This is a genomic window from Actinomadura gamaensis (assembly GCF_042652125.1).
In the GTDB taxonomy this organism is placed as follows: Bacteria; Actinomycetota; Actinomycetes; order Streptosporangiales; family Streptosporangiaceae; genus Spirillospora; species Spirillospora gamaensis.
On the sequence record NZ_JBHSIT010000004.1, the window covers coordinates 760,145 to 773,861 of the forward strand.

Here is a 13,717-nt window from a genome sequence, read left to right on the forward strand (position 1 = left end):
ATGCTCCTGCGGAGGGTCCCGTAAGGGACGAAAGGTGTGAGGAGCGAGATCCTCTCACGGGACCCTCCGCGCGATCAGCCCAGTTTGGGCGTGATGAGCGTCTGCGGCAGGCCGCAGGAGGCCTTCGCGCCGGTGCTCGTGCAGACCTTGATCGTGATGCTGGTGATGAAGCGGGACGACGCCGGGTAGGCGAAGCCCACGTTGTTGATGCGCTTGGGAACCGGGATGTACTTCGATCGGCTCACGCCGTTCTTCATCCGGATGGTCACCACGACGTAGGCGGGCTTGGCCAGCTTGTTGTAGGCGGTGACGTGCCCGGCCGGATAGGACGGGCGGTACTGGACGGTCCCGTAGGCGCGCACCTTGAGGTGCTTGGCGGTCGCGCAGTGCGCCGCCTTCGGGTAGCAGACGTCGAACTTCTTCACCGGAAACGGCTTGGCCGCGGCGGCGTCGGCGCTGGCGGCGCCCATCGAGGCCGCGGCGACGGCGGCGGTGAGCCCGCCGAGGACGGCGGCGCGGCGGAATGCGGAAACGGTCATGGGATCTCCTGAGGGTTGGGGTTCCCGATGCGGCGCCGCCCGCGCGGCGCGCTTGATCACCTTGCCGGGCGGCGCGGGCGGTGTCCACCGGTCCGGGAGATCCCGGCCGGATCATTCCGCCGTGGAGAGCTCCGAGATGCGCATGGCCATGGCGCGGTGGACGGGCGGCAGCCAGTCGAGGGTGCGCAGGAAGGTGTTGCGCAGGTTGCGCAGGGCGGGGTTGCCGACGGTCGCGACGCGGGTCATGCGGTCGGTGAAGGAGACAACCTCCTCGGCGATCGGGCGGCGCGTGGTCTCGTAGGCGTCCAGGGTGTCCGCGGACGCGCCGTCGCGGAGGACGGCGGTGAGGCGGTGCGCGAGGTCCACCGCGTCCTGGACGCCGGTGTTCATGCCCTGGCCGCCGGCCGGGCTGTGCACGTGCGCGGCGTCCCCGGCGAGGAACACGCGGCCCTCGCGGTAGCGGGCCGCGAGGCGGTGGTGGACGCGGAAGCGGCTGCTCCACACGAGGTCGGTGACGCGGGCCGGGTCGCGGCGCGGGCCGCGCGTGTCGAGGAGGCGCTGCACGTCGGCGACGGTCGGGTGCTCGGGGGCGTCGGCCACGGTGGCGACGATGCGGTGCCGCCCGCCGGGCAGGGGCGCGACGACGGTGACGCCCTCGCGGGAGAAGAACAGCATGACCTCGGGGTTCGCGGACGCCCAGTCCAGCCGGACGTCGGCGAGGATGAACGACTCGGCATAGGTGTCGCCCTCGAACGGGATGCCGAGCTCTTCGCGGACGCGGCTGTGCATGCCGTCCGTCCCGACCGCGTACCGGGCGCGGATCTCGTGCCCGTCGCCGAGGACGCCGGTGACGCCGTCGGCGTCCTGCCGGAGCGCGGTCAGCTCGTGCGGGCGCAGCACCGCGCCGCCGAGCGCCTCCAGCCGGCCGAGGAGGAGTTCCTCGGTGACGTTCTGCGGGACGAGCAGGGCGTACGGGAACTCGGTCGGCAGGTCGTCGAAGTCGACGGTGAGCAGCACGCGGTCCCGCTCGCGCACGGTGAACCGGGGCGCCTTGACGCCGCGCGCGACCAGCTCGTCGGTGACCTTCAGCTCGCGCAGGACCTCCAGGGTGCGGGCGTGCACGACGGCGGCTCGGGAGGTGTTCTGGCCCTCCGCGAGACGGTCGACGAGGACGGCGTCCACTCCCTGGGCGCGCAGCGACGCCGTCAGCGCGAGCCCGGCGGGACCGGCCCCGGCGACCAGGACGTCGGCGGTGGCGGGAAGAGCGTTCATGGGGGCTCCCAAGTCTGCCAATGCATGTTTGCCAACACATGGTGGCAAACCTGGGGCGGTTTGCCAACGGTTGTTGGCCTACAGTTGCCGCATGGCTTTCACCGAGCGCTCGGCCCGGACCCGGGCCGCGATCCTGGCGGCGGCCCAGCGGCGGTTCGCGGCCGACGGCTACGACCGGGCCACGATCCGGGCCATCGCGGCGGACGCCGGCATCGACCCGTCCATGGTGATCCGCTACTTCGGCAGCAAGGCCGCGCTGTACACGGCCGCGTCCACGATCGACCTGGCCGTCCCCGCCCTCGACCCCGACCCGCAGGACGCCGCCGCCGCGTACGTGCGCGCCATGATCGCCCGGTGGGAGGGCGGCGGCAACGCCGCCGAGGCCGTCCTGCTGCGCGCCGCCCCGACGCATCCGGACGCCGCCGCGCGAGTGCAGGAGATCTTCGACCGCGAGATCGTCCCGGCCGTCCAGACCGCCCGCCCGGACGACCCGCACGCGCGCGAGCGCGCGGCCCTGCTGCTCAGCCAGAGCCTCGGCGTCGTCTACTGCCGCTACCTGCTCGGCATCGAACCGCTGGCCAGCATGGACGTCGAGACCCTCGCGACCATGGTCGCGGGCGCCGTGGCGGGGCATCTGACCGGTCCCCTGCCGTCCTGACCCGCTTCGATACGGTTGTGGGCGATGTCTGAGGAACAGGCCGCCGTCGTCGGGACGGGCCCGAACGGGCTCGCCGCCGCGGTCACCCTTGCCCGCGCCGGGCTCCGCGTGGTGCTCTACGAGGCCGCGCCGGAGATCGGCGGCGGGCTGCGCGGCGAGGCGCTGTTCGACTCGGCGATCAACCACGACGTCTGCTCGGCGGTGCATCCGATGGCCGCCGCGTCGCCGTTCTTCCGCGAGTTCGACCTGGCCGGACGCGGCGTCGAGCTGCTCCGGCCGTCGATCAGCTACGCGCACCCCCTCGACGGCGGACGCGCCGCCCTCGCCCACCGCTCCCTCGACGCCACCTGCGCGGCGCTCGGCGCGGACGGCCCGGCGTGGCGCCGGCTGTTCGGTCCGCTGCTCCGCCACACCGAGAGCTTGAGCAGCCTGTTCCTGTCGGACCTGCGCAGCCCGCCGTCCTCGCCGGTGGGGGCCGTCCAGTTCGGGCTGCGGGCGCTGAGGGGCGACCCGTTCCGGAGCGAGGAGGCGTCCGCGCTGTTCACCGGGGTCGCGGGCCACGCCGTCGGCACGGTCTCGGGCCTGGTCGGGAACGCCGTCGCGCTCATGCTGGGGCATCTCGCGCACGGGACGGGCTGGCCGCTCCCGCGCGGCGGCAGCGCCTCGATCGCCCAGGCTCTAGCGGACGACATCACCGCGCACGGCGGCGAGTTCCGCCTGGGGCACCGCGTGACCGATCTGGGGGAACTGGCCGGATTCCCACTGATCTTCTTCGACACGAGCGCCCGCGAGTTCCTCTCGGTGAGCCGTCGGCTTCTCCCGTATCGGTACGCGCGAACGCTGGCGAGGTTCCGCTACGCGCCGGGCGCCGCCAAGGCCGATTTCCTCGTTTCCGAGCCGATCCCTTGGGCCAACCCCGAAGTCGGACGCGCCGGAACCGTCCATCTAGGCGGCACCCGCGCATCGATGATCCGCCAAGAAGAGATGGCATCACGCGGGACGCTGGGCGATTCGCCGTTCGTCCTCGTCGTGGACCCCGGCGTCGTCGATTCGAGCCGGATCGTCAACGGGAAGCGTCCGGTCTGGGCTTACGCGCACGTGCCCAACGGCGACGACACTCCGCCGGTCGATCTCGTGCGCGCGCGTATCGAGCGCTATGCGTCGGGCTTCAGCGACACCATCATCGAAGCGCGCGGGATTTCGGCCGCCGCGTACGAGTCCTACAACCCGAACTACGTGGGCGGCGACATCGGCGCCGGAGCGATGACGCTACGGCAGATCGCCGCCCGCCCAGCGCTTCGCTGGGACCCGTACACGACGCCCCTGCACGGCGTGTACCTGTGTTCGGCGTCCACGCCGCCGGGGCCGGGCGTCCACGGGATGTCCGGTTACCTCGCCGCCGCCTCGGCCCTGCGCCGCCACTTCAAACTTCGGCCGCCGTCCCTTTCACCGCGCTAGTCGATCTGCTGTAGCGGCGCGCCAGCCGATCGAGGTATTCGACCAGCTCAGGTGGGCCGTCAACGTCGAAATCGGCGTCCAGGAGCCCCAGATGGACGGCCAGCGACTCGACCGTGTCCGCGCCCGTGTGCAGGACGCACGACGCCTCGTCCACCGCCTCCACGACCCCCACGGCAGCGGAGATCCGCGCGGAGACGGCCTCCGCCGAGGCGTGCACGCGGACCCTCGCCCGGTACCGCCAGGCGGCGGCCGAGACGCGCTGCGACACGTACGCGGCGACGTCCTCGTCCGGCAGCGGACGCGGCGCGAAGCGCGGACCGGTCGGGGTCTTCGGACGCATCCGGTCCACCCGGAACGTCCGCCAGTCCTCCCGCCCGACGTCCCATGCCAGCAGATACCAGCGGCGTCCCCAGTTCACCAGCCGGTACGGCTCGACCTCCCGCCGCGACGCCGAATCGCGGTGCGAGAGGTAGTCGAACCGCAGCCGCTCCCGGATGCGGCAGGCGCTCGCGATCGCTGTCAGCACGTCCGGATCGACCGACGGCCCCGGACGGTCGCTCGGCACCGGAACCGTGTACGCCTGGAGCGTCCCGACCCGGTGCCGCAGCCGCGACGGCATGACCTGCTCCAGCTTGGCCAGCGCCCGCAGCGACGCCTCCTCGTTCCCCGCGATCGCGCCGCCGGTCGCCGTGCGCAACCCGACCGCGACCGCCACGGCCTCGTCGTCCTCCAGCAGCAGCGGCGGCAGCGCCGCGCCCGCGCCGAGCCGGTACCCGCCGGCCGAGCCGCGCGTCGCGTGCACCGGATACCCCAGCGTCCGCAGCCGCTCGACGTCCGCCCGGACGGTCCGTCCGCTCACCTCCAGGCGTTCGGCCAGCTCGGAGCCCGTCCAGTCGCGCGGGGTCTGCAACAGCGCCAGCAGCTTCAGCAGGCGCGCCGATGTCTCCAACATGTCCCTCAGATTGTCGCACCATTAGGAACGAACCCCGCCTAATGCCGCGACAGACTCTTTCCCATGAGCGAGATCAACGAGTTCCGCGTCACCATCCCGCAGGCCGACCTCGACGACCTGGCCGACCGCCTCGCCCGCACCCGCTGGGCGGACGAGCTCCCCTACGACCAGGTCACCGACGGCGTCCAGCGCGGCCCGGTCCAGCCCGGCTGGGAGTACGGCGTGCCGGGGTCGTTCGTCCGGGACATGGTCGCCCGCTGGCGCGACTTCGACTGGCGCGCGCAGGAGGCGCGGATCAACGCCTTCCCGCAGTTCACGACCGAGATCGACGGCGAGACCATCCACTTCGTCCACGTCCGCTCGCCGCACCCGGACGCGACCCCGCTGATCCTCACGCACGGCTGGCCGAACACCTTCGTCGAGTACCTCGACCTGGTCGAGCCGCTGACGAACCCGGAGGACCCGGCCGACGCCTTCCACGTCGTCATCCCGTCCCTGCCGGGCTTCGGCTTCTCCAGCCGGCCGCGCACCAAGGGCTGGGAGGCGGCCCGCACGGCCGACGCATGGGCCGAGCTGATGACCCGCCTCGGCTACGACCGCTTCGCCGCCCACGGCAACGACGCGGGCGCGATCGTCAGCCCCGAGATCGGCCGCCGCCACCCGGACCGCGTCATCGCCGTCCACGTGACGCAGATCTTCTCGTTCCCGAGCGGCGACCCGTCGGAGCTGGCCGACCTCACCCCGGACGAGCAGAACTACCTCGGCTTCCTCGGAAGTTTCGTCGAGCACGCCGTACACGACAAGATCCAGCAGGCGCAGCCGCAGACCCTCGCGCACGCCCTCGCCGACTCGCCCGCCGGGCAGCTCGCCTGGATCGGCCAGCTCCTCGCGGGCGTCCCCGACCCGGACGTGATCCTCACCAACGCGACGATCTACTGGCTCACGAACACGGCCGCCTCGTCCGCCCGCTTCTACTACGAGAACCACCACGCCGAGCGGGACACCGCCCCGACGACCTTCCCGATCGGCCTGTCCTCGTTCGCCTACGACTTCCGTCCGCTGCGGCGCTTCGCCGACCGCGACCACAAGAACATCGTCGCCTGGACCGAGCACGACCGCGGCGGCCACTGGTCCGCGCACGACGCCCCCGACCTGCTCGTCGAGGACCTCCGCGCCTTCTACCGCGCCTTCCGCTGAAGTTTCTTCTCAGCACCGCGGCCCGGTCAGCGCCGCGCACCGGTCAGCACCGCGCACCGGTCAGCACCGCGCACCGGTCAGCACCGCGCACCGGTCAGCGCCGCGCACCGGTCAGCGCCGCGGGCTGGTCAGCGGGGAGGGCCGGTCTGCGCCGCGGGCCGGTCAGCGGGGAGGGCCGGTCAGCGGCGTGGGCCGGGCGGCAGGAGGCCCTGTTCGAGGGCGGTGACGACCGCGCGGGTCCGGTCGCTGACGTCGAGCTTGGCGAAGATCCGCAGCAGGTGGGTCTTCACGGTGGCCTCGGCGATCACGAGCCGCTCGCCGATCTCCGCGTTGGACAGGCCGTCGGCCACCGCCCGCAGGACGTCCACCTCGCGGGCGGTGAGCGCCGCCGGGGCCGGCCGGCGCATCCGCGCGACGAGCTTCTGCGCGATCTTCGGGGCGAGCACCGTCTCGCCCCGGGACGCGGCCCGGACGGCGTCCACGAGCTGCTCGCGGGTGGTGTCCTTCAGCAGGTAGCCGACCGCCCCGGCCTCGACGGCGCGCTCGATGTCGGCGTCGGTGTCGTAGGTGGTCAGGATGAGGACGCGGGTGGACGGGTGGGCGGCGGCGATCTCGGCGGTGGCGGCGACGCCGTCCAGGACGGGCATCCGCAGGTCGAGCAGCGCGACGTCCGGGCGGTGCGCGGCGACCAGCGCGACGGCCTCCCGCCCGTCGGACGCCTCGCCCAGGATCGCGATGTCCGGGTCGGCCGCGAGCAGCGCGATCACTCCCGCGCGCATCGCCGGATGGTCGTCCGCCACGATCACCGACGTCATGGGCGCTCCTCCAGGGGCAGGGCGACGAGCACGCGGGTGCCGTCGCCGATCGAGCTGGTCACGGTGAGGTCGCCGCCGAGCTCGGCCAGCCGGCGCCGCATCCCGGCGAGGCCGAAACCGCGGGCGTCCGCGACCGCGAAGCCGCGCCCGTCGTCGGTGATCTCCAGTTCCACGTGCTGCGGATGCCGGGTGAGGACGACCCCGACCGCGCCCGCCCCGGCGTGCTTGCGGACGTTCGCCAGCGACTCCTGCGTGCAGCGGAGCAGCGCGATCCGGGTGGTCTGGTCGCACTCCACGTCGTCCAGCTCGGCGTGCACGGCGATGCCGGTGTCCTCGGCGAACCGGTCGAGCGTGCGGCGCAGCGTCGCGGTGATCGAGCCGGGCGCGACCGCCTCGCTCGGGGACGACCCGACGAGCACCCGCGCCTCGGCGAGGTTCTCGCGCGCGATCCGCTCGATCGAGGTCAGGCGGCGGGACGCGTCGTCCGCCGCGTCCGCCCGGGCCGCGTCCGTCCGGTCCGCGTCCGCCCGGGCGGCGTTCGTCCGGGCCGCGTCCGCCCGGGCGGCGTTCGAGCGGGCGGCGTCCGCCCGGGCGGCCTCCGCCAGGACCACGATCGACGCGAACCCCTGCGCGAGCGTGTCGTGGATCTCTCGCGCCATGCGCTCGCGCTCGGCCGCCGCGCCCTCCTTGCGATGCGCCTCGGCCAGCGCCGACCGGGCCTCGTCGAGTTCCGCGCCGAGCCGCTCCGCGCGCTGGTCGGCGCGGTCGAGCCGCCGCTTGACGGTGAGGGCCAGCAGCGTCCCGACGCCGTAGGCCACCGCGGTCACGACCGCGTTCCCGCCGAAGTCGCCGCCGCGCAGGACGTCGCCGACCAGTGCGGCGAGCGCGGCGAACCCGCTCAGCCAGAGCGACTCCCGCTCCGTCCGCGCGTGCAGCCAGAACAGGGGGAGCGAGGCGACGAACAGCGTCGCCGCGCCGTCCCGCAGGAACGCGACCGCGCCGATCCCGAGGACGAGCACCCAGAGGAACGCCGCGCCGAGCCCCGCGAACCGCCGCGACACCGCGTACGCCAGGCCCAGCGCGACCGGAACGCCCAACGACCAGTACCGGAACCGGGCCGGGTCGTCGTGCGAGGCGACGGCCTCGGGGGCGAGGCCGAACACCACCCACAGGACGGCGCTCCAGCGCAGGACGCGGGACTGGTCGTCGGGATACGGCACGTCGATCACCTTACGTTCCGACCCGCCCCGCTCGGCGCCCCGGTCGGCGCCCCGGCCGACGCCTGGTGCCCGCCGTGCGCGCCCGCGACGCGCCGCCGCCGGGACGGCCACCACGCGGCGTCGCCGAGCAGCAGCATCAGCGCGGGCAGGATCACGAGCCGGATCACGAACGCGTCCAGCAGGACGGCCACCGCCAGGCTGAACCCGAACTGCTTCATCTCGATCAGGTGCAGCGGGACGAAGCTGGCGAACACCGTCATCATCACCACGGCCGCGCTGGTCACCACGCCCGCCGACCGTCCGATCCCGTCCAGGACGGCCCGCCGCGCCGGGACCCCGCTCCGCACCGCCTCCTGGACGCGGCTGAGCGTGAAGACCTGGTAGTCCATCGACAGCCCGAACAGGATCACGAACAGGAACAGCGGCACCCGGGACCCGACCGACCCCATCGAGGTGAACCCGAGCAGCCCCTCGGCCCACCGGTGCTGGAACACGAGCACCAGCACGCCGAGCGACGCCCCGGCCGACAGCAGGTTCAGCACGACCCCGACCAGCCCCATCACGACCGACCGGAACGCCAGGACCGTGATCACGAACGTGACCAGCAGCAGCGCGCCCAGGATCAGCGGCAGCCGCTGCTTCTGGTGCTCGGGGTAGTCGGCGTACCGCGCGACGTCCCCGGTGACCGCGACGTCGGCCCGGACCTTCCCGACCGTCGCCGGGACGAGGTCGGCGCGGAGCACCTTCAGCGAGTCCTGCGCCCGCTGCTGGCTCGGGTACGCCGGGACCGGGACCTCCAGCATCGTGATCTCGCGGTCGGCCGAGACGCGGACGCGCGTCCGCCCGTCGAACAGCGGGTCGGCCTTCACGCGGGCGGCCAGCGCGTCCAGCGACGCCCGCACCTCCGGCTGCCGCGACGCGTCCGCCCGCACGACGACCTGGTTGACCGCCTTGAGCTCGGGGAACGCCGCGTTCACCCGGTCGAACGCCCGCATCGCGGGAAGCTGCCGCGAGTACGTCTCCCGGCCCACGTCGGTCAGCTTGATCCCGACGAGCGGCCCGGTCAGCGCCAGCATGACCGCCACGGCGACGCCCAGCAGCGCCAGCGGACGCCGCGCGACGGCCCGCAGCACGGCCCCGGTCACCCGCGACTCGCGCGCCCGCCCGCCGCCGACGCGGTGGCCGAGCTTGGCGAGCAGCGCGGGCAGCACGGTCAGCGAGCTGACCACCGCCGCGACCGTGACCACGATCGCCCCGGTCGCCAGCGAGCTGAAGATCACGTCACCGGCCAGGAACAGCGTGGCGCTGGACGCCGCGACCGCCAGCCCCGACACGACCACCGCGCGCCCGGACGTCGCCGCCGCCAGCTCCACGACGGCCGCCGGGGACAGCCGGCCGCCCGACCGCGCCCGCTCCTCGCGGTCCCGCTTGAGGTAGAAGAGCGTGTAGTCGACCCCGACCGCCATGCCGATCAGCAGGATCACGTTCGTCCCGACGCCCGCGTCGGGGAACACGTGCGAGGCGACCATCGACAGTCCCACGGCCGCCGCGATCGACGACACCGCTAGCAGCAGCGGCACGACCGCCATCACGACCGACCGGAACACGAGCAGCAGCACGATCAGCGTGACGGGCAGCGCGAACAGCTCGGTCTGCGAGAGGTCCTTCCCGCGCTGGCCCTGGACGTCCTTGCTGATGGACGGGCTGCCGGCCTCGTCGACCGCCAGATCCGGGTTGGCCCTGCGCACCTCATCGGTCTGCGCGAGCAGCGGCGCGACGTGCTTGCGGCCGTCCAGCTCGGGGCCCTTCAGCGTCACGTCCACCCGGACGGCCCGTCCGTCCGCCGACCACACCGGCGCCGCCACCGACTCGACCTCGGGAAGCCGTCCCATCCGCTCCCGGACGTCCCGCGCGATCTCCGCGCCGCGCGACGCGTCGAGCCGCCCGTCGCCCTTCGCCGCGATCAGGACCCGTTCGAGCGCCTTCTGCTGGAGCCCGCCCTGCGCGGCGTAAGCCTCGGCGCGGCCCGCCTCACCGACCCGGTAGTCCTCCGACGTGGCCGCGTGACCGCCGACCGAGATGCCGACGCCGAGGCAGACCATCACGAACAGGATCCACCCGGCGATCGCGCGCCACGGGTGATGGGCGCTCCACCGCGCCACTCGCACTGAGGGGTTCTTCATACCGAAAAGCCTGGTCGGAGGGCCCTACCCGCCGACAGGCTCGACCGGTTGAACCTGTTGTCCACCGACCGGTGGACAAGCCCGGCCCCGCGCCACCGCACAAAGCCCCTCGACCTGGACGAGCTCCGCCTGCTACCTTTCCGGAGGCCGTGACGCCGACCAAGGAGGTGAGACCCGTGAACGCTACGACCACATGGGTGCTCCCTCCCCTCACCACGGCAGGCTGACGCGGACGTCGCCGGGAGCGCCCGAACACGGCATCCGAAAGGCGACAGCCATGAACTTCACCACTGAGACGTCCGCCGAGGGCGTCATCGAACGCGACTTCGTCCTGGACGACGTGACCGGCGTCCTCTGGACCCCCGAAACGCGCCGCGACAACGCGCCCCTCATCCTGATGGGCCACAGCGGCGGGCTGCACAAGCGAGCCCCCGGAATCACGGCCCGAGCGACCCGCTACGCGGCTGACCACGGCTTCTCGGTCGCGGCCATCGACGCGCCCGGCCACGGCGACCGTCCGAGGAACGCCAAGGACCGGGAATGGGTCGCCGCGATGATGCGCGCCCGCGAAGCAGGCGAGCCCATCGGCCCGATCGTCGCCGAGTACAACACCGACCTCGCCGAGCGGGCCGTCCCCGAATGGCGGGCGACGATCGACGCCCTCCTGCCGGAGCTCGGCCCCGAGACCCCCGTCGGCTACGGCGGCGTGACGCTGGGCACGGCCACCGGCCTGCTCCTGACGGCCGCCGAGCCGCGGATCAGGGCGGCCTCGTTCGGCTCCGTCCTCCTCTTCGACGCCCTGACCGAAGCCGCGCGGAAGATCACCGTCCCCGTCCAGCTCCTGGCCGCCTGGGACGACGAGGAGATCCCCCGCGAGTACGCCCTGACCCTCTTCGACGCCTTCGCGACCCCGCACAAGACCCTGCACGCCAACCCGGGCCGCCACAACCAGACCCCCTGGCACGAGGCGGAGACGACGGCCCGCTTCTACACCCGCCACCTGATCCCGACGTGATCGAGGATGCGGCCGCGACTCACTGACTCGCCACGACGTGGACGAGGTTGCGGGTCTGGGCCACGATGCTCGTCCGCCAGGCGTCGAACGTCGCGTCGCTGACCGCGAACGGCGAGTCGAAATGCTGCATGTCCGGCGTGTGGATGTGTCCTGCCGGGATGTGCCGTCCGAACCTGTCGCGCAGCAGCGTGTTGCGGTAGGCGCTCTCGTTCGAGAGGTAGTTGCCGCCGCCTCCGCTGTACGCACAGGAATCCGGGTCGGGCGGCACGGGCGCGGTGGGCGGCGGATAGTCACCCGGAACCGGCGTGTTCCGGGTGACCACCGCCGCCTTCGCGCAGTCCGGGAACTCGGTGTAGCTGGTGTGCCAGATGACCCCGAAGGCCACGGACGGGTCCGGCCACTGGTCACCGGGCGGACGCGGCACCGACCGCCCCGTGCCGGCCTCGATCATCTGCTTGATCGGAAGCGTCGTGGCCGTCCACTGCGGCGGGTTCCGCAGATCGAACGCCGACGGCCCGCCCCAGCGCCGGACGACCTGCGTGTCGCACGCGTGGTTGTCCACCGCGAGCTGCGGCTTCCCGTCCACTGTCGGGCACGGCTGCGACTTGTCGTTCCCCGGCGACACCCCGTGGTACCGCCCGTTCCACTGCTCCAGCCAGAACTCCGAGTCGACCGCCTGGCTGATCGTGACCGACGCGTCCAGCTTCCGCATCACCGGCCCGACCGCGTCCTCCAGGTACCCGGCGGCGAACTCGGTGTAGTTCACCGGCAGCAGGTAGGCCTGGATCACGGCGATCCGCCCGTCCGGCCGCCGGTACCGCGTCCCGTCCAACGCCAGGGCCGTCGCCCCGGACGGGTTCCCGTGCCGGATGTTGTTCCCCACCGTCCCCGGCGCGGGCCCGGTGACGCCGCCGTCCAGCGTGTACGGATCGAACCCGCTGACGAGCACCCGCTTGACGTTCCCACCGGGATACCGGATGTCGTCCATCCCGCGGGACGCCCGGTCGAAGGCCCCGATCAGCGCCTCCCGCTGCGCCTCGCCGATCGCGAACCGCGGCGTCCAGTGCCGCAGGACGACCCGCGCCTGCAACCGCGTCCAGTACAGCGGCCGATCATCGCCGGCCGGCAGCGTCCCGCCACCGCCGCGTCCCTGAGCCCGATCGACCGCCCGGCGCCACAACCGCTCCCCGGCCCGCTCGACCACGCCCCGAGCCGCCCGGATCCCCCCGACCCGGCACAACTCCCGAGCGAATCCCGGCGCGAACTGCCCGAACCCGCCGCCCTCGATCATCTGCTCGCCGAACGCCTTCTCCTGAGCCCGTCCGGGATCCCCGTCCCGAGGCAACCGGTTCCCCAACCGCTGCTCCTCCACGGACACCGGACCCGTCCCGCTCACGCACCCACCCTGCGCCAGAGCAGGCCCGACCGGCCCCACGACCCCGGCCAGCAGCCCGACAGCCCCGACCCACCGCCACACCCTCAGCCCCACAAGATCTCCGCGCACACCCGCATCCTGATCCCTCCCACCACCCCCCAAACACGCCCCTCCCGACCACTTCCGGCCCTCAAGCTCCACAACCGCCTTTAGTCACCAATCTGACGAACCTTGACAGGAAATTCGACACGTTCCTACGATCTTGTCGATCGCTCACCCGTCGGTCTCGCGCATGTCCACGCAGATGTCCGCCACCCGGTGCATGACCACTGCTTCACAGCCAGTCCCCGGTCTTCCAAGGCGGACGCCATCTCTATTACCCGGAGGTTTGGCGTTCGCGTTCTTCGTGCTCTACACGACGTTCTCGCTCGTCCGGCACGCGCGAATCCAGACGGCCGGCTACGACCTCGGAATATTCGACCAGGCGATCCGTTCGTACGCGCACTTCCGGGCACCTGTGTCTGCCATCAAAGGTCCCGGATTCAACCTACTCGGCGACCACTTCCACCCCGTCCTGGCGTTACTGGCCCCGCTCTACTGGCTCTGGGACGACCCGCGAACGCTGTTGACAGCCCAAGCGGCCCTGATCGCCGCTTCAGTGATCCCCGTGGCACGCCTGGCGATCCGCCGGCTCGGCCCCGCCCAAGGCACCGCCGTCGCAACGGCCTACGGCTTTTCCTGGGGAATCCAGGGAGCCATCGCCTTCGACTTCCACGAGATCGCTTTCGCAGTACCGCTGATGGCCTTCGCCATGACGGCCCTCGCCGAACAGCGAATTTACTATCTCTGCTGGCGACCACGGCGTTCGCGGCATTGCGCTCGCCCCTCACCCTGGTCGCCGCACCCCTAAGCGCGATTCCAGAAGTTCTGTTCGTAACCGGGTGGGAGCCAGGGGCTGGTCCAGGGCGCGGCGGTGGCCAGGAGTTGGTCGGGTGAGCGGGTGCGGAAGAACGCATGGATCTGTTTCAGCCGG

General features: G+C 72.5%; 12 protein-coding genes and 1 pseudogene. 5 read left to right on the forward strand and 8 right to left on the reverse strand.

The genetic code is table 11. From position 1 onward, the window contains the following. Positions 1-74: 74 nt before the first annotated feature. Positions 75-539, reverse strand: a complete 465-nt coding sequence (locus tag ACFPCY_RS17650; RefSeq protein ID WP_378256404.1) for a hypothetical protein — start codon at positions 537-539, stop codon at positions 75-77. A gap of 111 nt (positions 540-650) precedes the next feature. Then, on the reverse strand, positions 651-1,811 hold the full coding sequence (locus ACFPCY_RS17655; RefSeq protein ID WP_378256406.1) for an FAD-dependent monooxygenase: 1,161 nt from the start codon (positions 1,809-1,811) through the stop codon (positions 651-653). Between the two features lie 91 nt (positions 1,812-1,902). On the opposite strand from ACFPCY_RS17655, the gene ACFPCY_RS17660 reads away from it, so the two are divergent. Next, a complete protein-coding gene (locus ACFPCY_RS17660; protein WP_378256408.1) occupies positions 1,903-2,469 on the forward strand; it encodes a TetR/AcrR family transcriptional regulator in 567 nt (188 codons plus the stop codon). A gap of 24 nt (positions 2,470-2,493) precedes the next feature. Continuing rightward, positions 2,494-3,927, forward strand: a complete 1,434-nt coding sequence (locus ACFPCY_RS17665; RefSeq protein WP_378256409.1) for a phytoene desaturase family protein — start codon at positions 2,494-2,496, stop codon at positions 3,925-3,927. Here ACFPCY_RS17665 and ACFPCY_RS17670 read toward each other — a convergent pair. Beyond that, a complete protein-coding gene (locus tag ACFPCY_RS17670; RefSeq protein WP_378256411.1) occupies positions 3,893-4,879 on the reverse strand; it encodes a helix-turn-helix transcriptional regulator in 987 nt (328 codons plus the stop codon). The genes ACFPCY_RS17665 and ACFPCY_RS17670 overlap by 35 nt on opposite strands. A gap of 63 nt (positions 4,880-4,942) precedes the next feature. Between ACFPCY_RS17670 and ACFPCY_RS17675 the strand changes: the two genes are divergently transcribed. After that, positions 4,943-6,076, forward strand: coding sequence for an epoxide hydrolase family protein (locus ACFPCY_RS17675; RefSeq protein ID WP_378256414.1), 1,134 nt, complete (start codon positions 4,943-4,945; stop codon positions 6,074-6,076). Positions 6,077-6,255: 179 nt separating this feature from the next. Here the strand turns inward: ACFPCY_RS17675 and ACFPCY_RS17680 are convergent, their stop codons facing one another. Genes ACFPCY_RS17680 through ACFPCY_RS17690 form a run of 3 tightly spaced genes read right to left on the reverse strand, consistent with a single transcriptional unit; the run spans position 6,256 to position 10,294 of the window. Then, positions 6,256-6,891 carry a response regulator gene (locus tag ACFPCY_RS17680; protein ID WP_378256416.1) on the reverse strand — a complete coding sequence of 212 codons (636 nt, stop codon included), beginning with the start codon at positions 6,889-6,891 and terminating at the stop codon, positions 6,256-6,258. Continuing rightward, the gene (locus ACFPCY_RS17685; protein ID WP_378256418.1) at positions 6,888-8,111 is read right to left on the reverse strand and encodes a sensor histidine kinase; all 1,224 of its coding nucleotides are present in this window, start codon (positions 8,109-8,111) and stop codon (positions 6,888-6,890) included. The genes ACFPCY_RS17680 and ACFPCY_RS17685 overlap by 4 nt, the downstream gene beginning before the upstream one ends. A gap of 5 nt (positions 8,112-8,116) precedes the next feature. Next, a complete protein-coding gene (locus tag ACFPCY_RS17690; protein WP_378256420.1) occupies positions 8,117-10,294 on the reverse strand; it encodes an MMPL family transporter in 2,178 nt (725 codons plus the stop codon). Between the two features lie 277 nt (positions 10,295-10,571). Between ACFPCY_RS17690 and ACFPCY_RS17695 the strand changes: the two genes are divergently transcribed. Beyond that, entirely contained in the window at positions 10,572-11,309 is a 738-nt protein-coding gene (locus ACFPCY_RS17695; protein ID WP_378256422.1) for a dienelactone hydrolase family protein, read from the forward strand. A 19-nt stretch (positions 11,310-11,328) separates the two neighbouring features. Here ACFPCY_RS17695 and ACFPCY_RS17700 read toward each other — a convergent pair whose 3' ends face one another. Next, a complete protein-coding gene (locus ACFPCY_RS17700) occupies positions 11,329-12,705 on the reverse strand; it encodes a hypothetical protein (protein WP_378256423.1) in 1,377 nt (458 codons plus the stop codon). Between the two features lie 367 nt (positions 12,706-13,072). Here ACFPCY_RS17700 and ACFPCY_RS17705 point away from each other — a divergent pair, with 367 nt between their 5' ends. Then, complete coding sequence (locus ACFPCY_RS17705; protein ID WP_378256424.1) at positions 13,073-13,594, forward strand: DUF2079 domain-containing protein; 522 nt, start codon at positions 13,073-13,075, stop codon at positions 13,592-13,594. On the opposite strand, the pseudogene ACFPCY_RS17710 reads toward ACFPCY_RS17705, so the two are convergent. Continuing rightward, positions 13,591-13,717: pseudogene (locus tag ACFPCY_RS17710) on the reverse strand (IS630 family transposase); the annotation flags it as partial. The gene ACFPCY_RS17705 and the pseudogene ACFPCY_RS17710 sit on opposite strands and share 4 nt — an antisense overlap.